23 protein-coding genes and 2 tRNA genes are annotated in these 21,957 nt (G+C 39.0%); 21 read left to right on the plus strand and 4 right to left on the minus strand.

Translation table 11 applies throughout. The features are described 5' to 3' along the window. Nucleotides 1-232: 232 nt before the first annotated feature. The 5 genes from EO116_RS06750 to EO116_RS06770 all read left to right on the plus strand — a co-directional run bounded on the left by EO116_RS06750 (nucleotide 233) and on the right by EO116_RS06770 (nucleotide 8,452). On the plus strand, nucleotides 233-1,540 hold the full coding sequence (locus EO116_RS06750) for a dicarboxylate/amino acid:cation symporter (protein WP_127161182.1): 1,308 nt from the start codon (nucleotides 233-235) through the stop codon (nucleotides 1,538-1,540). A gap of 249 nt (nucleotides 1,541-1,789) precedes the next feature. Then, nucleotides 1,790-3,460 (plus strand): formate--tetrahydrofolate ligase, encoded by a 1,671-nt coding sequence (locus EO116_RS06755; RefSeq protein ID WP_009353428.1) that lies wholly within the window; start codon nucleotides 1,790-1,792, stop codon nucleotides 3,458-3,460. An 8-nt stretch (nucleotides 3,461-3,468) separates the two neighbouring features. Then, nucleotides 3,469-4,089: a cyclodeaminase/cyclohydrolase family protein gene (locus EO116_RS06760; RefSeq protein WP_127161183.1), complete on the plus strand. Its 621-nt coding sequence runs from the start codon at nucleotides 3,469-3,471 to the stop codon at nucleotides 4,087-4,089. 30 nt (nucleotides 4,090-4,119) lie between these two features. Next, a complete protein-coding gene (locus tag EO116_RS06765) occupies nucleotides 4,120-7,128 on the plus strand; it encodes an AAA family ATPase (RefSeq protein WP_127161184.1) in 3,009 nt (1,002 codons plus the stop codon). A gap of 22 nt (nucleotides 7,129-7,150) precedes the next feature. Continuing rightward, a complete protein-coding gene (locus EO116_RS06770; protein WP_127161185.1) occupies nucleotides 7,151-8,452 on the plus strand; it encodes a Na+/H+ antiporter family protein in 1,302 nt (433 codons plus the stop codon). A 67-nt stretch (nucleotides 8,453-8,519) separates the two neighbouring features. Here EO116_RS06770 and EO116_RS06775 read toward each other — a convergent pair whose 3' ends face one another. Continuing rightward, complete coding sequence (locus EO116_RS06775) at nucleotides 8,520-8,729, minus strand: helix-turn-helix domain-containing protein (RefSeq protein WP_127161186.1); 210 nt, start codon at nucleotides 8,727-8,729, stop codon at nucleotides 8,520-8,522. Between the two features lie 219 nt (nucleotides 8,730-8,948). Here EO116_RS06775 and EO116_RS06780 point away from each other — a divergent pair, with 219 nt between their 5' ends. Beyond that, the gene (locus tag EO116_RS06780; RefSeq protein ID WP_127161187.1) at nucleotides 8,949-9,146 is read left to right on the plus strand and encodes a hypothetical protein; all 198 of its coding nucleotides are present in this window, start codon (nucleotides 8,949-8,951) and stop codon (nucleotides 9,144-9,146) included. A gap of 192 nt (nucleotides 9,147-9,338) precedes the next feature. Here the strand turns inward: EO116_RS06780 and EO116_RS06785 are convergent. Beyond that, a tRNA-Lys gene (locus EO116_RS06785) sits at nucleotides 9,339-9,414 on the minus strand. 240 nt (nucleotides 9,415-9,654) lie between these two features. On the opposite strand from EO116_RS06785, the gene rpmG reads away from it, so the two are divergent. The 13 genes from rpmG to EO116_RS08485 all read left to right on the plus strand — a co-directional run bounded on the left by rpmG (nucleotide 9,655) and on the right by EO116_RS08485 (nucleotide 16,787). After that, nucleotides 9,655-9,804 (plus strand): 50S ribosomal protein L33, encoded by a 150-nt coding sequence (gene rpmG, locus EO116_RS06790; protein ID WP_062401675.1) that lies wholly within the window; start codon nucleotides 9,655-9,657, stop codon nucleotides 9,802-9,804. 36 nt (nucleotides 9,805-9,840) lie between these two features. Next, the gene (secE, locus tag EO116_RS06795; RefSeq protein WP_127161188.1) at nucleotides 9,841-10,065 is read left to right on the plus strand and encodes a preprotein translocase subunit SecE; all 225 of its coding nucleotides are present in this window, start codon (nucleotides 9,841-9,843) and stop codon (nucleotides 10,063-10,065) included. 12 nt (nucleotides 10,066-10,077) lie between these two features. Beyond that, nucleotides 10,078-10,614 carry a transcription termination/antitermination protein NusG gene (nusG, locus tag EO116_RS06800; protein ID WP_009353394.1) on the plus strand — a complete coding sequence of 179 codons (537 nt, stop codon included), beginning with the start codon at nucleotides 10,078-10,080 and terminating at the stop codon, nucleotides 10,612-10,614. Nucleotides 10,615-10,719: 105 nt separating this feature from the next. Beyond that, nucleotides 10,720-11,145 carry a 50S ribosomal protein L11 gene (gene rplK / locus EO116_RS06805; protein WP_062401677.1) on the plus strand — a complete coding sequence of 142 codons (426 nt, stop codon included), beginning with the start codon at nucleotides 10,720-10,722 and terminating at the stop codon, nucleotides 11,143-11,145. Between the two features lie 71 nt (nucleotides 11,146-11,216). Next, on the plus strand, nucleotides 11,217-11,927 hold the full coding sequence (rplA, locus tag EO116_RS06810; RefSeq protein ID WP_009353433.1) for a 50S ribosomal protein L1: 711 nt from the start codon (nucleotides 11,217-11,219) through the stop codon (nucleotides 11,925-11,927). Between the two features lie 181 nt (nucleotides 11,928-12,108). Next, nucleotides 12,109-12,612, plus strand: a complete 504-nt coding sequence (gene rplJ, locus EO116_RS06815) for a 50S ribosomal protein L10 (protein WP_126939438.1) — start codon at nucleotides 12,109-12,111, stop codon at nucleotides 12,610-12,612. 52 nt (nucleotides 12,613-12,664) lie between these two features. Then, nucleotides 12,665-13,036 (plus strand): 50S ribosomal protein L7/L12, encoded by a 372-nt coding sequence (gene rplL / locus EO116_RS06820; protein WP_009353354.1) that lies wholly within the window; start codon nucleotides 12,665-12,667, stop codon nucleotides 13,034-13,036. A 112-nt stretch (nucleotides 13,037-13,148) separates the two neighbouring features. Next, complete coding sequence (locus EO116_RS06825; RefSeq protein WP_127161189.1) at nucleotides 13,149-13,508, plus strand: hypothetical protein; 360 nt, start codon at nucleotides 13,149-13,151, stop codon at nucleotides 13,506-13,508. A 256-nt stretch (nucleotides 13,509-13,764) separates the two neighbouring features. Beyond that, a complete protein-coding gene (locus EO116_RS06830) occupies nucleotides 13,765-14,487 on the plus strand; it encodes a YaaA family protein (RefSeq protein WP_127161190.1) in 723 nt (240 codons plus the stop codon). Between the two features lie 28 nt (nucleotides 14,488-14,515). Continuing rightward, complete coding sequence (gene hydE, locus EO116_RS06835) at nucleotides 14,516-15,628, plus strand: [FeFe] hydrogenase H-cluster radical SAM maturase HydE (protein ID WP_127161191.1); 1,113 nt, start codon at nucleotides 14,516-14,518, stop codon at nucleotides 15,626-15,628. A 10-nt stretch (nucleotides 15,629-15,638) separates the two neighbouring features. After that, nucleotides 15,639-16,205 carry a carbonic anhydrase gene (locus tag EO116_RS06840; RefSeq protein WP_127161192.1) on the plus strand — a complete coding sequence of 189 codons (567 nt, stop codon included), beginning with the start codon at nucleotides 15,639-15,641 and terminating at the stop codon, nucleotides 16,203-16,205. A 50-nt stretch (nucleotides 16,206-16,255) separates the two neighbouring features. Then, nucleotides 16,256-16,346, plus strand: a tRNA-Ser gene (locus EO116_RS06845). Nucleotides 16,347-16,616: 270 nt separating this feature from the next. Next, a complete protein-coding gene (locus EO116_RS08485; RefSeq protein ID WP_164723833.1) occupies nucleotides 16,617-16,787 on the plus strand; it encodes a hypothetical protein in 171 nt (56 codons plus the stop codon). A 123-nt stretch (nucleotides 16,788-16,910) separates the two neighbouring features. On the opposite strand, the gene EO116_RS06850 is transcribed toward EO116_RS08485, so the two are convergent. Further along, nucleotides 16,911-17,570: a YigZ family protein gene (locus EO116_RS06850; RefSeq protein ID WP_127161193.1), complete on the minus strand. Its 660-nt coding sequence runs from the start codon at nucleotides 17,568-17,570 to the stop codon at nucleotides 16,911-16,913. Between the two features lie 348 nt (nucleotides 17,571-17,918). Here EO116_RS06850 and EO116_RS06855 point away from each other — a divergent pair, with 348 nt between their 5' ends. Beyond that, the gene (locus EO116_RS06855; protein ID WP_127161194.1) at nucleotides 17,919-20,072 is read left to right on the plus strand and encodes a cation-translocating P-type ATPase; all 2,154 of its coding nucleotides are present in this window, start codon (nucleotides 17,919-17,921) and stop codon (nucleotides 20,070-20,072) included. 326 nt (nucleotides 20,073-20,398) lie between these two features. Here the strand turns inward: EO116_RS06855 and EO116_RS06860 are convergent, their stop codons facing one another. Continuing rightward, nucleotides 20,399-20,587: a hypothetical protein gene (locus EO116_RS06860; protein ID WP_009353434.1), complete on the minus strand. Its 189-nt coding sequence runs from the start codon at nucleotides 20,585-20,587 to the stop codon at nucleotides 20,399-20,401. 546 nt (nucleotides 20,588-21,133) lie between these two features. On the opposite strand from EO116_RS06860, the gene EO116_RS06865 reads away from it, so the two are divergent. Next, nucleotides 21,134-21,955, plus strand: a complete 822-nt coding sequence (locus EO116_RS06865) for a MerR family transcriptional regulator (RefSeq protein ID WP_127161195.1) — start codon at nucleotides 21,134-21,136, stop codon at nucleotides 21,953-21,955. Nucleotides 21,956-21,957 lie beyond the last annotated feature (2 nt).

Raw genomic sequence — 21,957 nt, forward strand, 5'->3', positions numbered from 1 at the left:
AAACTAGAAACGTCAAAAGAATGTCAAAATTAAAAAGTTTTTATAAAATTTTTTTGAAAAAATATTTTTGTATCCACTAATTGTACTATTGTATCTCTGTAAAGGATTTGTTATAATACACTCTATAGAATTTTAGGATAGGTTCTGAAAGAGACATTCTGTACTTGTACACCATCGCCTCTTTTTATATAACCTAAGCAAGTATTGGTATGTAAAAAGGAGATTCTATACTATGTTAAAGAAAATTGGACTGTCCGGGTGGATAGGCATCGGTCTTTTGGCTGGTGTGCTAGTAGGTGCAGTGGCACCAGATTTTGCGAAACAGTTAAAGCCTTTAGGTGATGTATTTATTCGCATGATTAAAATGATCGTAGTACCTTTAATTTTTAGCTCCCTAGTCATGGGTATTGCTGGCACAGGGGATTTTAAAAAATTAGGCCGCCTTGGGGGAAAAGCGATTCTATGGTTTGAATTAGCTACTACATTGGCATTATTTATTGCATTGTTTGCTGTGAATGTAGTAGAACCCGGAGTGGGTGTGAATTTGACAGCTAGTGGTAGCGCTACGGATATCGTTAACAAAGCAGCCTCTAAAGGTCAAATGGACCATGTGCAAATGTTAGTGAATATCATCCCAACGAATATTATTGACGCCATGGCTCGTGGAGATATGTTACAAATTATCTTCTTTAGCTGTATGTTTGCGATTGCAGCAGCAAGTTTGGGTAAAGAGGGAAAACAAATTGTAGACTTATCAAAAAGTATAGCCCACATCATGTTTAGAGTAACTCATTATGTCATGTATATTTCTCCTATTGGTATTTTTGGTGCTATTGCGTATACAGTAGGTGCCTTTGGGATTGAAATGCTGATTCCATTATTAAAATTAGTGTTTACTTTATATGCGGGGCTAATTGTGTTCCTTGCCATCGTACTGGGTATCGCATCGGCTTTAACAAAAGTGAACTTATTTAAATTATTCTTCGCACTGAAAGAGCCTACTATCCTAGCATTTACTACAGCTGCATCAGAAGCCGCTTTACCAATTGCTATGGAAAAATTGAAAAAGATGGGGATTCCTAATCACATTGTAAGTTTTGTACTTCCTTTAGGTTATACATTTAACTTAGATGGCTCTACATTGTATTCTGCATTAGCAGTTGTATTTATTGCACAAGTGTATGGCGTGCCATTTCCGATTGATCAACAAATTTTAATGATGATTACCTTGATGTTATCTACTAAAGGGATTGCAGGGGTACCAGGAGGTTCCTTGATTGTAGTAGCAGCTACTAGTGCAGCTTTTGGACTGCCAGTGGAAGGCTTAGCTTTAATTTTGGGGATAGACCGTGTGTTAGATATGGGTCGTACTGTATGTAACTTGTTGGGTAACTGCATTGCGGCGGCTATCGTAGGCCGTTGGGAACATGAAGTGTCTGCAGAAACATTGAGTCGACATATCGAGCATCCATTAACAGATGAAGAAGTAGCGGCGTTAGAGCAAAAACACTTAGAAGCTATGGCGGAGACCCACGCATAATAGAATATAAAATACCTAAACACCATATGTATCTTTCACAGGTATATATGGTGTTTTTATAACTTGTTATAGATATGTTTTTTGCATTTATTAATAGACGAAATATGTAAATTCGTTGTATGATGTTCATAATAGACTATTTCTTTACTATAGTACTAGTGAAAAGTATGGTAGTTTGGAAAGATAAAGAATTGTAGTAAAGTTGTCACAGTCATGCAAGTGCATGACGATACATAAGGAGGGAGACACATGTTAAGTGATATTGAAATTGCCCAACAGGCACAAATGGAACCTATTGTGGAAATTGCAAAACGATGCAATTTAGCAGAAGATGAATTAGAATTATATGGAAAATATAAAGCAAAAGTGTCCTTTGATGCGATGGAACGCTTACAGGATACACCGAATGGTAAGCTGGTACTAGTTACAGCCATCACACCTACACCAGCAGGAGAAGGCAAGTCTACCACTACTATTGGATTGACACAAGCTTTGCAACAAATTGGTGTGAATAGTATTGCTGTATTGCGCGAACCATCCTTAGGACCAGTATTCGGTGTCAAAGGTGGTGCTGCTGGTGGTGGATATGCGCAGGTAGTGCCAATGGAAGATATTAATCTTCATTTTACAGGGGATATGCATGCCATAACGGCGGCGAATAACTTGTTATCAGCAATGATTGATAATCATATTTTCCAAGGCAATGCACTACAAATCGATGTGCGTCGTATTAGTTGGAAACGCGTATTAGATATGAATGATCGTGCTTTACGTAATGTGGTCATTGGCATGGGTGGACCTATGAGTGGTGTACCACGGGAAGATCATTTCATGATTACCGTAGCCTCTGAAATTATGGCCATTTTATGCTTGGCTCGTGATTTAGAAGATTTAAAAGCACGATTTGGTCGTATTGTCATTGGTACAAACCTGTCTGGAGATCCTGTATTTGTTCACCAATTAGGTTGTGAAGGCGCCATGGCGTTACTCATGAAAGATGCTATCAAACCTAACTTAGTACAAACCTTAGAACATACACCAGTATTGATCCATGGTGGTCCATTTGCGAATATTGCCCATGGATGTAACTCTATCATTGCTACCAAGCTAGGATTAAAATTAGGCGATGTAGTCATTACAGAAGCGGGATTTGGGGCGGATTTAGGAGCAGAGAAATTCTTGCATATTAAGTGTCATTATGGAGACATCTTCCCTGATGCAGTGGTCATCGTAGCCACTATCCGCGCCTTAAAAATGCATGGAGGAGTGCCAAAATCAGAGTTAACCAAAGAAAATGTAAAAGCACTAGAACGGGGCTTTGTGAATTTAGGGAAACAAATCGCCAATATGAGAGCCTTTGGGTTACCAGTATTAGTGAGTATTAATAAATTTGCTACGGATACACCAGCTGAAATCGATGCATTATTGCAATTATGTGATCATTACGGTGTAGATGTAAGCCTTAATGAATGCTGGGAAAAAGGTGGAGCCGGCGGTATTGATATGGCAAAACAAGTGATGGGTATGTTGGAAGGAACAGATATCAAGCCAACTGCTTTATACGATGTGAAAGATAGTATTCCTAATAAGTTAACGGCTATTGTAAAAGAAATTTATGGTGGCAATGGTGTAGAATTTACCAGTGCAGCGAAAAAGCAAATTGCTCAATTGGAAGAATGGGGATTGGCAGACTTACCGGTATGTGTGGCAAAAACACAATATTCCTTAAGTGATAATCCGGAGTTACTAGGAGCCCCTACAGACTTTACGATTACTGTGCAAGATGTACGAATTGCCAATGGGGCTGGATTTATTGTGTGTCAAACAAGCAATATTATGGTCATGCCAGGGTTACCGAAACAACCAGCAGCTCTTGGTATGGATGTAACAGCAGAAGGGACTATTAAAGGATTGTTTTAGGAGGAATGATGGAATTACATAACGCATCTGTATTAGAGTTTATTCGTGACCTTGGTTCTAGTGCACCAGCCCCAGGAGGTGGCAGTGTGGCGGCGATGAATGGCGCTATGGCGGCCGCTTTAATTGAAATGGTAGCAAATTTAACAATTGGGAATGCAAAATACGAAGCGGTCCATGAGGAGATGAAGGCTATTCAAAAAGAAGTAAGCCAAGTCAAAGAAGACTTTGTTCACTATATTAATAAAGATAGTGCTGCTTTTATGGAGTTAATGGGAGCTTTCAAATTACCAAAAGAAACAGATGAAGAAAAAGTATTTCGTAAAGCTGAAATACAACGTACAACGAAACAAGCAGCCTTAGTGCCTTATGAAATTGGTAAATTAGCATATACTTTATTACCCTTGACGGAAACAGTCATTGTAAAAGGAAATACCAATGCCATTACGGATGGGATGATTGCTACGATTAATGCAAGAGCTGCTGTAAAGAGTGCCTTTTTAAATGTGAAAATCAATTTAGGATCTATACAAGATGCAGAGTTTGTGAAACAATTGGCAGATAGCATGGAAGAGATAGAAGCTGTGTTAGATGTAGAGGAACAACGATTGTTAGGTCTTGCTAAGGTATAAGACCCATCATAATGGAATGAAGGAAATCATATGGGGATAGAAATTCATTTATTAGGGACACCACGGATACAAGTAGATGGGAAAGATATCTTTTTTACCTATGGAAAAGTACAAGCACTCATTTATTATATGGTGGTAAAAGGAGTAGCCCTCCGAGATGAAATTAGCGGTTTATTGTGGCCTGAAAAATCGGAGGTCAATGCCAGAAAAAACTTAAGAAATGCCATTTATGAGGCAAAAAAGCTATTGGGGGCAGATGTATTTGTATCACCGAGGAACGCTGTATTACAATGGAATCCTACGACACAAATCTATGTGGATGTACATCAGTTTCAAAGGAACCCTAAACAATATATAGATATTTACAAAGGGGAATTTTTACAAGGATTTTATGTAAAAGATGCAGTGGCTTATGAAGATTGGTATTTAGGGGAACGAAGTCGTCTTAAATCTATATACATGGAGGCGGTCTATGATTTAGTAGATGCAGGGATTGAGGAAAAAAATATCGCCTGTATTGAGCGATATATTCCTGTCCTATTGTCCTATGACCCCTATAACGAAGAGCGGTTTAGTGCGATTTTGGAACTGATTATGAGCCAAGGTTTCACGACCATGGGGAAACAGTTATACCATCAACTGCAATGTATTTACGCAGATGATTTAGATGAAAGTGTACCTAACGCTCTTCGAGAAGCCATGCATTTATCAAAAGTACAAAAGCAAGAGGCAGTGTCCTTTGTAGAACATACGATGTTGAAGGGCCGTGATGCAGAAGCAGGAGAGGTGCAGAAGTATTTGCACTTCTTTGAAGATACTCCCTTAGCTCTGCGTATCACAGGAGATACGGGAAGCGGTAAAACGAGCCTCGTAGAATATATACGAGATAAAGTAGAGCCCTACAGATGTGTGTTAGATAGCCAATGTTATGAAGAGGAACAAGGCTTGCTATTGCATGCGTGGATTCCTATTGTAGGAAAGATACTTGAAGAAATCGAATTACAAGGTCTGGAAAACATCGAATTACGGCGTATTTATGAAATCTTTCCACAGTTAGATCGCCGTATGGCTCGAGACTTGGGCTTTTTAGAAGTAACGGAAGCATTACCTTTTGATGTAGTGTACCAAGCAGTATCAAATTTGCTAGAACAGGTGTCGGAAGAAATTCCTTTTACATTGATCTTTGAAGATGTGCAATGGATGGACTCCTTAAGTTTTTCTTTGTTAAGTTTATTGCTGTTACATCATAGGTCTGAACGTCTTATGATCATTGTTACTGACGTAGAGGAAGTAAAAGGCATGCATCAACGAACCTTGCAAAGTTTAGAACAGCAGAAAGCATTGCAAAGTATTTTCTTGTTGCCTTTACCAGATGAACGGATGCGAGCTTTTATCTTAGACCGAGAACCTACGTTACAGGACACAGATATAGTGGATCAATTAGTGGAAGTCAGTCGAGGCAATCTGTTAGTGCTCATAGAAAGTATGCAACTATGGAAAGAGTATGGTTCCATTTATGGTTTGACTAAAGATATGGAACTGCTCTATAGCAAGAAATGCGATGCGTTATCTGAAGAAGAACGTAAATTGGCGGAGTTTATCAGTTTATTCTATAATGAAGCACCATTAGGGATGATTGAACAATATATGGGCTTGGATAAACTGCGTCTGTTGCAAACTTTAGAGGAGTTGGAAAGAAAAGGATTCATTGATTACCGTACACAACATGGTGAAGTGCAATATAGTTTAAAGCAATTCAAGTGCAAAGAGTATTTACGGGATCAAATGGCTATCGATCGCCGTCAAATTTTGCATGCCTATTTGGGGGAAGCCTGGGAAAAACGGTTAACACACTCCAAGGAAGATATGATTCGCTATAAGCAATTAGAATTTCATTTCCGTGAAGCAGGACAATACCAAAAAGCTTTGATGTATAAATTAAAATCTTTTATGCATTATTTGAACTTTAATAAAGATGCCTCTCCAGAACTTGGCGTAGGGGAATTATCTTCTGTCTATGCAGGGTATTTTATGGGAGAGGCCACACAGAAGGCATTGCGAGAAATTGAAGATGATTTGGAACATGCCTATGCATTATATGGTGATACACCGGAAATGAAGGCTTTGGAATTGCCCTATTTATATGGTGTTGGTAAGTATTTTATGAGTCGAGGCGATGCAGGTGGGGGTGTACGATACTTTCAAGAGTTACTAGAAGAAAGTAAACTCCAAGATGCAGCGAACTATACATTGAAAGCCTACAAAGAGCTTATCTATTACCATTTGCAAAAGCGTCATGTTCTAGAGATACATCAATATACCACAAAGGCTCTTGCATTGGCAGAGCAGTACCATTTCAAAAAGGAGATCGGGGTTATATTAAGACTGAAAGCATTGGCTTTCATTATGGAAGGTCAGCCAGAACAGGCAATTCCCCTCTTAGAGGAATCCATACGATTATTCTCGGTAACCCAAACTGTGGCCCGCAGATATGCTATTAATATCGCGGCGGCCTATAACTATTTAGGAGATATTGGAAAAAGTCAATCTCGTCTGGAGACGGCATTAGAGATGTATCAAAAAGCACTGGACTATTGCGATAAAGCAGAGCTATATAGTTCGTGGATTGTATTTGCCACCAATGCGGGTATGACAGCTTTTGCATTGCAGGAATATGAAGTAGCATCCACCTATTTTCAACAGTCCTATGAATTATGCTTGCAATATACCATAAGTCGACGAAGACCGACTATTGAGGCATACCTTGGTTTGTTAGCCCGAATTAAAGGAGATGCGCAGACAGCTGTATCCTATTTGGAATCTGCCCAATCTCATGGTGTGGTCGAGCAACATGGACAAGAAGTTGGTCGTGTGCATTGGGCTATTTGTTTCCTCAAAACTGAGTATCCTAGTGCAGAGGTGAATCAAGCTTTTTCTGAAAGTTTGGACACCTATGGTACAATAGCATTGCAACAATTAGATGGCTATGGAGATGTGTGGGAACGGACGTACCTAGAACAGTTGCTCCAAGCCGAGTAAGTACAAAAGAAGGAGATCCTAAATGGATATAGTGTTAAACCCCATAGTGTTATCAGTCATCGCCATGTCGATTCTGTGTTTGCTGCGATTTAACGTGTTATTATCGGTTATCGTAGCTTCCTTAGTAGCAGGCTTGGCAGGTGGCATGACGGTAACCACTACCATCGAATCCTTAATCGGTGGTATGGGTGGCAACTCAGAGACTGCATTTAGTTATATTTTATTGGGCGCCTTAGCCATTGTTATTGGTCGATCTGGGCTAGCCACAGTAGTCACTAAAAAGATTACGAATATTGTAGGTACAAAAAAAGTGGCATTTACATTGCTCATCGCCTTTGTATCCTGTTTTTCACAAAACTTAATTCCTGTGCACATTGCCTTCATTCCTATTTTGATTCCACCCCTATTAGTGGTGATGAATCGTATGAAAATAGACCGTAGAGCGGTGGCGTGCGCCTTAACATTTGGACTGAAAGCGCCGTATGTATCATTGCCAGTTGGCTTTGGTTTGCTATTTATGACTATTATCAAAGATCAAATGGTAGCGAACGGTGTGAATGTATCGATTTCAGATATAGCTTCTGTTATGTGGATTGGTGGCATATCCATGGTGGTAGGATTATTACTTGCCATTGTGTACTATAGTCGAAATCGTGAGTATGAAGATATTGCGGTGGAGCAAGAAGAATCTACAGAGCATACAACTCGTATGACGACGGATTGTTGGAAAGGATTAGCAGGAGCAGCGGTGGCTTTTGTGGCACAACTGTATTTTAAATCTTTACCAATTGGTGCGTTGGCAGGACTAGCTGTATTCTTTGCTACGGGACTTATCAAATGGTCTAAAATGGATGAAGATGTGGATGGTGGTATTCGCATGATGGGGACCATAGCATTTGTTATGTTAATTGCTGCAGGTTATGCGAATGTATTGCGAGAAACAAACTCTGTAGAACATTTAGTATCAGCCACAGTATCTATTATTGATTCTAAATTAGTAGGGGCTATCGTGATGCTTATCGTTGGCTTGCTCATTACTATGGGTATCGGTACATCTTTTGGTACCATTCCGGTCATTGCATCCATATATATTCCTATGGGATTACATTTAGGTTTTTCAGTACCGGCTATCATCTTATTAATCGGTATAGCAGCTGCATTAGGGGATGCGGGATCACCTGCATCGGATTCTACATTGGGACCTACATCGGGGCTTAATGCAGATGGACAACACAATCATATATGGGATACTTGCGTGCCCACATTTATATTTTATGACATTACCTTGCTAGTAGGTGGTGTTGTAGGGGCATTGGTGTTATAAAGTAAAAGGACTGTAACTTATGTAGAGTTGCAGTCCTTTTGTATAGGCTCTATACCATATTATGATTTTATACTATATTTTGAGGCGGTTCTCCGTATAAGCGAGTCATAGCTTTACGGGTAACAAGCCACGTCTTACCTGATTGGCGACATTCTTCTTGAGTGAAAGCCAAATCCCCTTTTACCCTACCGATGCATTTTTGTTTTAATGTATCGACGGAAACATGCCAAAGCTCAGCACATTCCTTTAATGTTAAGACCTCATGTAATGGGTTCATTATTTTCACATCCTTTCCATGATATATGTTAGATGTATTATACAGGAAATTATTGACTGTATATAGTGGATTGTGTTTAAATAGGGAAAATGATTTATTTTAATTTCCGAGTCCTCTTGCTGTTAAAGTATCGCATATGTATGGGATCTAGGGAATTAGAGATTAATTATGGTAATGGGCAAAATAAAAAGATGATATTTACAAGAGAAGGTGCGAAACATGACTGAAAATAATAATGGTTGGGGTGGTGTTCGTGAAGGAGCTGGTCGAAAAACTGGATGGAGAAAAGGATTCTCTGAAGAACGGAAACAACGGCAAGTACGAGCCCACGAAGATGAATGGGAAATGATTAAAGAGTTCGTGCAAATCGTAAAGAAAGATAAAGAACGAGCCCAACGAATATTAGAAACAGAATAAAAATAATGCACGTAGTTTCACGAATTAGCAAAACAGCTAGCCGTGGACTACGTGCATTTTTCAAGGAATCAAGTAAGCTGGGGTCAAGCTGGGGTCAAGCTGGGGTCAAAATGGGGTCAACTTGAAAAAGTTACGTCAATCAATTATAGTGTTACAAAACAAAAGAACCGCACTGTTGTACGGTTCTAGGCGTGGTGGAACACCAGGGGTTCGAACCCTGGACCCTCTGATTAAGAGTCAGATGCTCTGCCAGCTGAGCTAGTGTTCCATAAGACGAGATAAATTATGTTTTTATTATAGACCTATCATTCAAATTTGTAAACGAAAAATTTATAATTTACATAGGTAACTGCTTGCTATTTACGAGGTTCTATGTAATAATAGAGGAGTCAGGAATTGCCTGGCTTTTTTAGATTGCATTTGACATAGGCTTCCACTTGTGGTAGTCTATATTAGTATGTTTATGAAGTAATAGCCGTCTAGGCACTTTAAAGAGAGGTGTAAACTGATGCGTAACGCAGTAACTATGGCTTGTACTGAATGCAAGCAACGTAACTATCAGACAAACAAAAACAAAAAAAATAACCCAGATCGTATTGAAATGAATAAATTCTGTAAATTCTGTGGTAAACACACGTTACACCGTGAAACAAAATAATTGTTAATTATTTGTTGACGTGAGGAATGTGATATCATGGCAGGAACTAATTCAAAAGCTCAAGCACAACAAAACAATAACGGTAAATTCGTTCGTGAAGTGCGCTCTGAGCTCAAGAAAGTAGTCTGGCCTACCAAAAAAGAGCTTGTGAACTATACGATTGCCGTATTTGTAGCAGTAATTTTAATTTCTGCTATTATTGGTATCGTTGACACAGTATTTGCAGAACTTTTTAAATTGTTAAAGAGTGCTGTAAGGTAGGAGGCTTTTTTAATGGGAACAGATAAAAAGTGGTATGTCTTACATACTTACTCAGGCTACGAAAACAAAGTAAAAACCACTTTGGAGTTGAAAGTTCAAGCGATGGGAATGGAAGATGTGATTTCACGCATCTTAATTCCAATGGAAGATGAAATCGACGAAAAAGATGGCGTAAAAAAAGTAGTAAAACGCAAAGTCTTTCCAGGCTATGTGCTGGTAGAAATGGAAGTGAATGACGAATCTTGGTATGTGGTGCGTAATACACCAGGTGTTACAGGATTTGTTGGTTCGGTAACAAAACCAGTGCCACTATCTGATTCTGAAGTAGCCTATATCTTGAAGTCTCAAGGTTTAGACCAAGAACCAGTACAAACTCTTGATGTTGAAGTAGGAGAAACTGTCCGAATTACATCCGGTGCCTTTGAAGATAGAACAGGCGTTATTACTGAAATCAATCACGATCATGCAAAACTACGTTTGAATGTAGAGATGTTTAATCGTGAAACCCCAGTAGAGGTAGAATATTCTCAAGTTGAGAAGATTCTTTAATATATTATATAACTCTAACCTTTTTAGGCGGCCGGGAGGTTGCCAGTGGGAGGGGCAATTTCGCTCCGTTACCACCACATTTTGACGCAAGGAGGTGTAATCACCATGGCTAAAAAAGTTAGTAAAGTTGTGAAATTACAGTGCGAGGCTGGTAAAGCGAGTCCAGCGCCACCGATTGGTCCAGCTTTGGGTCAAGCAGGTGTTAACATCATGGGCTTCGTTAAAGAATTTAACGAAAGAACAGCTCAACAAGCTGGTCTTATCATCCCAGTTGTTATTACTGTATACGAAGATAGAAGCTTCACTTTCATCACAAAAACTCCACCAGCTGCAGTTTTATTGAAAAAAGCAGCAGGTATCCCAAAAGGATCTGGAGTACCTAACCGTGATAAAGTAGCTAAAGTTGGTCGCGATAAAGTTCGTGAAATCGCTGAACTTAAAATGCCTGACTTAAATGCTAACACTGTTGAGCAAGCTATGCGTATGGTAGAAGGTACTGCACGCAGCATGGGCATTGAAATCGTTGATTAATTAGCGTACGGTATGTGACTCACATATCGGTGGGAGGGACATCCCGTTACACCACATAAGGAGGAATAAAAATGGCAAAAGTAGGTAAGAAATATGCTGAAGCAGTAAAACTTATCGAAGCAGATAAATTCTACGAACCAGTAGAAGGTATTGAATTAGTTAAGAAAACTGCCACTGCAAAATTCGACGAAACAATCGAAATCGCTTTCAATTTGAACGTCGATCCTAAATACGCTGATCAACAAGTTCGTGGTGCCGTTGTATTACCACATGGTACAGGTAAAACTCAACGCGTACTCGTATTTGCGAAAGGCGACAAAATTAAAGAAGCTGAGGATGCTGGCGCAGATATCGTTGGTTCCGAAGAATTAGTAGCAAAAGTACAAGGTGGTTTCAGCGACTTCGATGTTGTTGTAGCTACTCCTGACATGATGGGCCAAGTTGGCCGTTTAGGTAAAATTTTAGGTCCTAAAGGCTTAATGCCAAACCCTAAAGTTGGTACTGTAACACCTGATGTAGCTCGTGCTGTTAGCGAAATTAAAGCAGGTAAAATCGAATACCGTACAGACAAAGCTGGTATCATTGCTTGTCCTATCGGTAAAGCATCTTTCGATGATGCGAAATTACTTGACAATTTCCGTACAATCGTTGATACTATTGTTAAAGCTAAACCTGCAGCAGCTAAAGGTCAATACATTAAAACTGTGACACTTAGCTCCACTATGGGTCCTGGCGTTCCTATGAACGTGTTTAAATTAACAAGCACTAGCAAGGAACAATAATTATATATGTTCTCTTAGCTGTAGACGGCTGGCATCATTTGATTTAATGAGGAAACTCGCCCGCTGAGGCTGAATCCAATCTATTATGGAATGGTTCTCGACCTCAACGTCTTCGTTGAGGTCGTTTTTACGCTAAGATAGTACATAGAAAATCACCAAAAATCTACAAGGAGGTATTCTAATGGCTGTCACTCAACAAAAACAAGCAGTTGTAGCTCAAATGAAAGAAACTCTTTCTCAAGCGAAAGGTGCTGTATTAGTTGGTTATAGCGGTTTGACTGTTGCTCAAGTAACAGATCTTCGTCGTAAATTCTTGGCTGAAGGTGTAGAATACAAAGTAATCAAAAATACTTTGACTCGCATCGCTGCTAACGAATTAGGTTACGAAGCTTTCTCTGAGCATTTAGAAGGTCCTACTGCATTGGCAACTTCTAGCACAGACGCTGTAGCTCCAGCTCGTATTCTTGAAAACTTCATTAAAGACACAAAAACTGAAGCTTTAACTGTTAAAGCTGGTATTGTGGAAGGTGAAGTTCTTGACGCTGCAAAAGTACAAGAAATTGCAAACTTGCCGAACCGCGAAGGTATGCTTTCCATGCTTCTTTCCGTGCTTCAAGCTCCAGTTCGCAATGTAGCGTACGCAGTAAAAGCTGTTGCGGAAGCAAAAGACGAAACTGTTGCATAATAGCAACACAATTAACTAAGAAAACATATATCAAAAATGGAGGATATCAATCATGGCATTGAACATCGAAAACATCGTTGCTGAATTAGAAACTGCAACTATTTTAGAACTTAACGATCTTGTAAAAGCAATCGAAGACAAATTCGGCGTAACTGCTGCTGCTCCTGTAGCTGTAGCTGCTGCTGGTGCTGCTGCTGGCGGTGCTGACGCTAAATCCGAATTCGACGTAATTCTTAAAGACGCTGGTGCTTCCAAAATCAACGTAATCAAAGTTGTACGTGAAGCTACTGGTTTAGGCTTAAAAGAAGCTAAAGCTATCGTTGACGGCGCTCCTGCTGCTGTTAAAGAAGGCGTAGCAGCTGCTGACGCTGAAGCTTTAAAAGCTAAATTAGAAGAAGCTGGCGCAACAATCGAATTGAAATAATTGATTCGCTAGTCAAGAGCCCCTTGAACACTTGTGTTCGAGGGGTTTTGTGTTATAATACAATTGTTAGACGTAATTCTAAGTTGTAGAAAATTAGAGGGAGGAAATGGTTATGATTATAGTATTGAATATAGTTTGGCTTATTGTTGCGTTTATTATCTGTGGATTTTTACTAGATCCATTTTATACTGGATTATATCGCATTAATCATTTTGGACAATATTTAGCAGAATGTGTGGTTCTTGCTATGATAATGTTGCTTCCTGCAAATATTGCTCATAGAAAAGGTAGATCATTTAGTTTATTTGCTATTTACGGAATATTGCTATGGATAGTTGCTATTATACATTCTATTATGATGTCTTCTGATAAGGTTAAGGCAGAGCCAGATAAATATAAGTCTTGTCCATATTGTGGAGAAACAGTACTTAAAGTTGCTACAAAATGTAAACATTGTCATGAACAACTTTAGTTTGTAAATAAAAAGCTTAGAAAATTAGTAACAAGTTTAAAGGTAGCTTATATAACAAAAATGATGAATGACGGGCAAATTAGCCCGTCTTTTTATATTAAAACTCTTCGATATATGGTATACTTAATAAATATGATATAATCGCAGAATCTATTGTGAAGGCTGTAGGATACAAGTGCTGTTGTATGGATGTACTGTATTCTTGATAGATATTTTATATATAATGATAATAATGTTAATTAAGTAGAGGAATATTATGAAAATTATTATATCCCCTAGTAAAACAAAAGATATAAAAGGCACATCAAGTGCACCTCAGTTTGCACCACATATGACGGAACAAATTGTGGAACACATGCAAGGCATGTCAAAAGAAGCACTAGGAAAGGCTTTGAAGATAAAAGATACAGTTTTAGATGAAGTATATGCTTTTTATCAAAACTATGACAAGGAAGTAGAAGGTATGGCGGCGCTTAGCTATGACGGGCTATCTTTCAAAAATTTTAATTATGATGGACTTTCAGAGGAAGGAAAAGCATTCGCCAATACCCATGTATGGATAGGGTCTGCCTTGTATGGCTTAGTAGCCCCTAATAGTGGTATCAAAGGATATCGGCTGGATTTAATTGATCCTGTATTGAAAGAGAAAAAAACAAATCTCTATGCCTGGTGGCAACCTTTAGTGGATGCCGCTGTAGGTGAGGAAGATTGGATAATCAATTTGGCATCTAAGGAATATTCTAAATGGATTAACCATCCTAAGATGGTAACCATAGAATTTTTAGAGCATCGTAATGGTGTGTGGAAGCAGCTTAGTACATCATCAAAACAAATGCGTGGCTCATTGGCACATTATATCTGTGAACATCAAGTGACAGAACTTTCACAGTTACCAAAAGAATTAAAAGGATTTGTATTGGATCCTTTGCCTACAGCTATAGATGGGTCAATTACCATTGCCTATCGTAAGGAATTATAAGTATTACATGTGTTCTAATAGAGGAATTATGACAGTAGATAGCATTTTACAAAAAGACCTTGTCGGAGACGAGTGGTTAACGGAAGAGGAGTTACGATTTCTCATGACCATTACGGATGAGGGAGAATTACAAAAAATATATAAAAAAGCCTATGAGGTAAAAGCTGCTTATGTAGATAAGGTAGCCTATTACCGTGGACTCATTGAGTTTTCCAATCGTTGTATCAAAAACTGTTTATATTGTGGTATCCGACATGAAAACAGCAAGACAGAACGATTTGATATGTCTCGTGATGACGTATTAAAAATGGCACAATGGGCCTACGACCATGAGTATGGCTCTTTAACATTACAGTCCGGAGAACGCACGGATGATGGCTTTGTAGATTATGTGGTGGATTTAATTCGCGATATTAAAAAGTTAAGCAACAATGAGCTAGGCATCACCATGTGTGTAGGGGAGCAATCGGAAGAAGCATACCGACGTATGCGTGAGGCTGGTGCAGACCGATATCTTCTTCGCATTGAAACGACGAATAAAGAATTATTTGAGATGATCCATCCAAAGGATGCATTGCATTCCTTTGAGACACGTGTGAATTGCTTGAAGTCTTTGCGCAAGGTAGGCTTTCAAGTAGGTACAGGCGTAATGATCGGACTTCCAGGACAAACGTTGGATGATTTGGTTAACGACATTTTATTCTATCGTGATATGGACATCGATATGATTGGAATGGGACCCTATGTGGTGCATCATGATACTCCTCTAGGGCAACGTGCTTTGGAATTAGGCATAGACTCACAAGAGGGTAAACTAGAGCGGGTGCAGTTAGGATTAAAAATGATTGCCTTAACACGTCTATTCTTAAAAGATGTTAATATTGCAGCTACCACAGCATTGCAAGCTTTAGACAAATTAGGTCGTGAAAAAGGATTGGCGGCTGGAGCGAATATCTTAATGCCAATCATTACAGTACCAGAGCATCGTGCGAAGTATTTATTATATGATAATAAGCCATGTGTGGATGATAATGCAGACCAATGTAAAGAGTGTTTAACTCGTCGTGTTATGTCTATTGGTGATCGTGTAGGTTGGAAACAGCAAGGCAATTCACAACATTATAAAAAACGTATACGATAAGAGGTGAATGATGAACTTATTAAATGAAATATTACGACATAATCGAGAATTTTTGGACAGCACCACCCAAGAACATGGGGGCGAGGCTCCAACAGTAAGTAAGGTGCCAACTCGTGAAATTGCAATTTTGACGTGTATGGATACGAGATTGGTGAATTTTATGGAGCAAGCTCTCGGCATTGAACGGGGTCATGCAAAGGTGATTAAATCGGCGGGCAACTCCATTTCAGGCATGTTTGATAGCGTGGTACGTAGTTTGCTTGTGTGTATTTATGAGTTAGGCGTATCTGAAATTTTTGTCATTGGTCACTACGAATGTGGCATGGCAAAAACGACTTCTGAAAGCTTAACCAAGGCTATGTTATCACGTGGTGTAGCACCTGAGGCGATTCAAATGGTGCGTCACGAATTAGAGCATTGGGCAGATGGTTTCTCTCATCCAGTAGATAATGTACAAGAAACAGTGAGCATGCTTCGCATGAATCCATTGATTCCAAAGGATGTGGCAGTCCATGGACTAATGATGCATCCGAACTCTGGAGAAGTTGAAGTTGTAGAAGTTGGCTATGAATTATAAAAAATGATTGACAAATAGAATCAACTTGTGATATCCTTAATGGGTATCGTGGAGGATTACTCAAGAGGCTGAAGAGGACGGTTTGCTAAATCGTTAGGTCGGGTTACCGGCGCTAGGGTTCGAATCCCTAATCCTCCGCCACAGACAAGAGCACATATGCTGGCATGTGTGCTCTTTTGTTTTCTCTATCATTAAAAATCGTCAAATAAACGTCAAAAAGTTATGGACGATATGCATGTTAGTTATAATTAAATTCGATTTAATAAAAAGACTATAAAAAGTATTATAAAAAATAGTTTATGAGATAATAACTATCTGTCATTTCACAAATGGTCTAGACTCTTGTATACTACAGACATGCAATAAGAACATACACTTTAGGGTGTATATACAAGGAAGGAAGTAACTAATATGAGTTTAGTATCAGCATGGATAGAAAATTTAAAAGAACATCGTTTAGAAGCATGTGAAGCAAGCCAATGCAAAGATAATAGCATTAAAGGCTGGCCACATCCTTGGACTTCTGAATTACAAGATGAAGAAGTTGTAGAAGTATTTGTAGCAGAATGCTGCAACAATTAATTTAGCGTACTTTCCCTTTATATAGAGGACTCCAACAAGAAGCACAAAAAACCACGGTGAAGGAAGACACCGTGGTTTTTTGTTGCATTCTATTACCAATTGCATATATGTGACATCTAAACATCAGTTTTCAGCTATATCAGCAACATATGGTAATTCTACCATGCGAACTTCTTGCAATTGCCAAGTTAGATTGCCCCCGGTTAGGTTGGTCAAATCTGTTTCGAGGGCAGTTACAGCTTCTGGTTCTACGTAGATTTCAATAGATACTAGATCTGTAAACGATGCTGTATAGTGAACCTCTAGAGTTTGTAGTTGGCGCTCTATGGCTCCAAAGTTAGAATAATCTATGGAGATAGTTACAATTTGACGTGGTGCAATGAGTTGTTTAGGCCCTTCTTGAACAGCCTTGGCTGCACTATGAGAGTAGGCACGAATGAGGCCCCCTGCACCTAATTTAATGCCACCAAAATAGCGAGTCACTACGACAGCTACATTGGTGATTCCCGTCTTTTTTAATACTTCTAACATTGGCTTTCCAGCTGTGCCAGATGGCTCCCCATTGTCAGAAGAACGCTGTTGTTCTTGGCGAGGACCAATAGCATAAGCTGTACAGTTGTGAGTAGCATCCCAAAATTCTTTGGATATACGTTGGATGAAAGCTTGTGCTTCTGCTTCAGTAGTAACAGGAGCGATAGTAGAAATGAAACGTGACTTTTCGATAATATATTCAGTTCTAAATTCATTGGCTATGGTGATATAAGATTGTGGAATGTCTGACATAGGAACTCCTGGATAAGAATAATAAAAATGAGTTTACAATCGTTGAATACTTATAGTATAACACAAGTTAGTGGAACACTGTTGCTATATGAAATATAGAGTGTCAGGCCTGTATGTTTGGACAGTGTAACATAGACTAGAGACAGTAGTTTGTGTAAATACGGTGGGTTAGACAATCGATAGCTATCAAATCGGTGTAAGCCACATACTGCAAGATTTGTATAAGAAATATACTGTTAAATTTGTATAGGGTATATACTAGAAAAAAAGATAGGATATATGTTAATATATTCATATCAAGGAATTTAGATACCTTTCAGATGAATGTATATATTATGAGGAGGAACTATGCGTAAAGAAGAGTTTTCTATTATAGGCATGCACTGTGCAGCTTGTGTAGGGCGTGTAGAAAAAGCAGTTAGCAAATTAGATGGTGTAGAAGATGTGAAAGTCAATTTGCTGACAAATAAAGGAACAGTGACCTACACGGAAGATACTGCGATTGGTGCTGCAGAAGTGATTGCAGCCATTGAAAAAATAGGCTTTGGTGCGCATGTGGCTGCGGATGAAGGTGTGATGGTAGAACCGCCATCCCATAAAAAACAATATATACGACTAGGCGTGGCAGCGCTCATGTCTATCCCTATGATGGTATCCATGGTGGGACACTATCTATGGCATTGGCCTATGTTGTCTCATGAGATTGAATTGGTGTTAGCTACGATTGCTCAATTTGGTACAGGTTGGATTTTTTACACGGGTGCTTTTGGGGCCGTTCGGAGTGGTACACTCACTATGGATGTACTAGTAGCATTGGGGACTTCTGTAGCATATGGATTTAGTATTTACCAAATGGCGGTAGGGAATCATGATCTCTATTTTGAAACCTCTGCGTGGCTTATTACATTTATTTTGCTAGGTAAATTATTAGAGGATATCGCTAAGGGCCGTACGTCTGAGGCCATTCAAAAATTAGTGGCATTACAACCTAGCGAGGCCCATGTGGAACGCAATGGGGAGTGGATGGATATTCCTACGAAGGAGATTGTCCTAGGTGACAAGATCCAAGTACGTGCTGGCGAAAAAGTGCCAGTAGATGGAATTATTTTAGAAGGTCATTCCACAGTGGATGAGGCTATGCTGACAGGTGAAAGCGTACCTGTAGAAAAAGGCCAGTCTAGTCAAGTCATAGGCGCCACAGTTAACATGTCGGGCACATTTATTATGAAAGCCACTGCTATTGGGGAGGAAACTATGTTATCCCAAATCATCAAAGTAGTGGAACAAGCGCAAGCATCTAAAGCGAGCATTCAGCGTATCGCGGATGTGGTAGCATCCTATTTTGTGCCGGTAGTCATCGGTATTGCCATTCTTACCATGATTATTTGGTATTTTGCATTAGGATCTACGGTAGGAGAAGCTTTATTATATGGCACAGCTGTGCTTGTAATTGCCTGCCCGTGCGCCTTGGGGTTGGCGACACCCACATCCATCATGGTAGGTTCAGGCCTTGGGGCAGAACATGGTGTGCTTATTAAAAGCGCAGAATTTTTAGAAAAAGCAGGTCATATCAATGCCATCATCATGGATAAAACTGGGACTTTAACAGAAGGAAAGCTATCTGTTACGAAAGTGATATATACAGCAGGTGATGAAATGTATAACTTGGCTTTCACAGTGAATCTTGAAAAAGGTTCTACTCACCCTATTGCACAAGCCATTGCTAAATACGGTGCTAGCAAAGGCGTGCCACAAATGATCGTAAAAGACTTCCAAGATATTCCAGGAAAAGGATTGGAAGGACGTATAGCGGATAAATTGATTCGGGTTGGTCATACTCGATGGATGCAAGAACTAGGTGTTGATATCACGCCATGGCAAGCGGAGATCCACAGTCTGGAAGAACAAGGCAATTCTGTATCCGTCTTGTTAGTAGACGGCACAGTACACGGTATTTGGGCTGTAGCAGATACATTGCGTCCAGAAACTCCTGAGGTTGTAAAGGCTTTACAAGAGCAAGGCATCGATGTGTGGATGGTCACAGGAGACAATGCGCGCACAGCGAACTATATAGCTGCCCAAGCAGGAATTACTCACGTAGTAGCGGAAGTACTGCCACAAGATAAAGCAAATACCATCGCCACATTACAAAGTCAAGGAAAATCCGTTGGCATGGTGGGAGATGGTATCAATGATGCGCCAGCTTTAGCGCTAGCAGATATTGGATTTGGTATCGGTCATGGTACGGACGTAGCCATTGAGGCGGCGGATATCGTATTAGTGCGAAATGATTTGCGCACCTTAGTACAAGCCGTGACGATTAGTCGTAAAACGATGACAAATATTAAACAAAATTTATTCTGGGCATTGATCTTTAACTGCATTGGTATTCCATTGGCAGCCATAGGGTATTTGAGCCCTATCATTGCCGGAACCGCCATGGCATTTAGCTCTGTTACTGTGGTAAGTAATGCATTGCGGTTAAAACGTGCAAAAGTGTAATCATCAGCCTATATGATGATCCGGAGAAGTTCATAACTTTATTGTAATATCTATGTAATAGGACTTACATGAACATTCACCGTATGTCATACAATAGAAAAGGACTATAATAAATACGAACTAGGTACGATTTGCTATAGTCCTTTTTGTGGATATTATACAAAATGCTGGAATTATGTATATAAGAGTGATCAGTAATAGTTTTAACACAAAAATAGAACCCCAACTCAAGGGAAGAAGAGTTGGGGTTTTGTTTCGGACATCGTCCTATCTATTTCACTCAAAGGTTGGGGTATATTCTAATAGTATGGGCGTACGTATTTGAATCAACCTTTTTTGTGCTTACATTTACCAGCTGTGTTGCCGCTCATAATGCGGTTGAACATAGCATGGATTTCCTCGGAAGATTGACCTTCTTCACGAGCTGCTTCAATATGACGCATTGCCATATCGTAGCGTGCTAATTTTTCTGGATCGTTCGCGTAAAATTCGCGACCTTTGTGTCCACATGCCATAGGAATAGCCTCCTTTTACAATATAGTTTATACTTATTAACTTGCTCATTGAGAACTCCTGTACATCTAGTACCTGTCCTCTGTTATTATAATAAAGTATATGGTTGTGGTAGAGTCAACAAATAAAAAGAATTATTTTTAAAATTTTTCATATCTGTCATTAACCATTGATAGTATAAGGTTTATAGAACTTAAAAGGTTCTGGACTAGACTTTTTTATGAGAATTAATTTAATAATAGATAAAAATACATGAATGAAGCTCAATATATTAAAAAGCCCATAGTTATGCTATAGTATAGGTGTAGTTAAAACTATATACCTGTAGTTTAGTTTTTATAAAACGCTTATATATTACAGGAAATGAAATAAAAGAAGTATTATAAAGATTACAGATAATACAGAGATGGCAAATATTGTAAATGTATTATAAGCGATATGAGTATAAAAGGCATTACATGCATTACAGGCGTTAGAGGTGTTACATGTAGTAAACTGGTTAGAAAACTTAAAGACCTGTCGGAAATACAGTAGAAAGGATAGTATCTATGCGAAATATTTATATGACGATTGGAGATGTGTCGAAAATTTATGGCATATCAAAACAAACGATCTTATATTATGAAAAATTAGGATTGTTTCTTCCTGCAAAAATAGAAGAGAATGGATACCGCTATTACACATTAGAGGAATGCTATCGATTAGAGATTATTCTGACCCTAAAAAAACTAAATCTATCCTTGAAAGATATTCAAGATTATGTGGAACATCGCGGCCCAGGTATGTTGAAAACCTTATTAGAAGATGCACGCTATGGCTTTGATCGAGAGATTAACGATTTATATACGAATAAGATGAATTTAGAGAGAACCTTATTTAACTTAGAACGATATTTAAAAATACCTAAAAATAGATTGTTCTTTGGTATGAAAGAAGAATCTTTCTATGCACTAACCACGTATGATGCAACAGAAACAGGGAAGAAAAAGTTATTTACTTTGTTAGAACATCAAGCTAGGCTTATAGAGGAAGTGCCTTTTAAAGCCATTCAAATTGGTATGGCTATCGATGGAGAAGACTACGAACAGGGCGATATCATCAAGTACAGCCATTATTGTACAGATGTAGGGTTTGATTATGAAGGAGACATGGAGATTGTTACTCGTCCTAGAGGGATGTATCTAGAAATGTTTTATACGGGTCTTTATGAAGAGCAGGCGCAGTGGATGTACGATAAAGTGAGTAGTTATTTATCTTATGAGGGATTACAAATTGCTGGTTCCGTATATATAGAACCAGTACGGAATTATTGGACAGAGATAAAACGTGAAGACTATTTATCTAAAATTACAGTACCTGTTGAGGAATAGGT

This window comes from Veillonella sp. VA137 (genome assembly GCF_003992015.1).
Classification (GTDB): Bacteria; Bacillota; Negativicutes; order Veillonellales; family Veillonellaceae; genus F0422.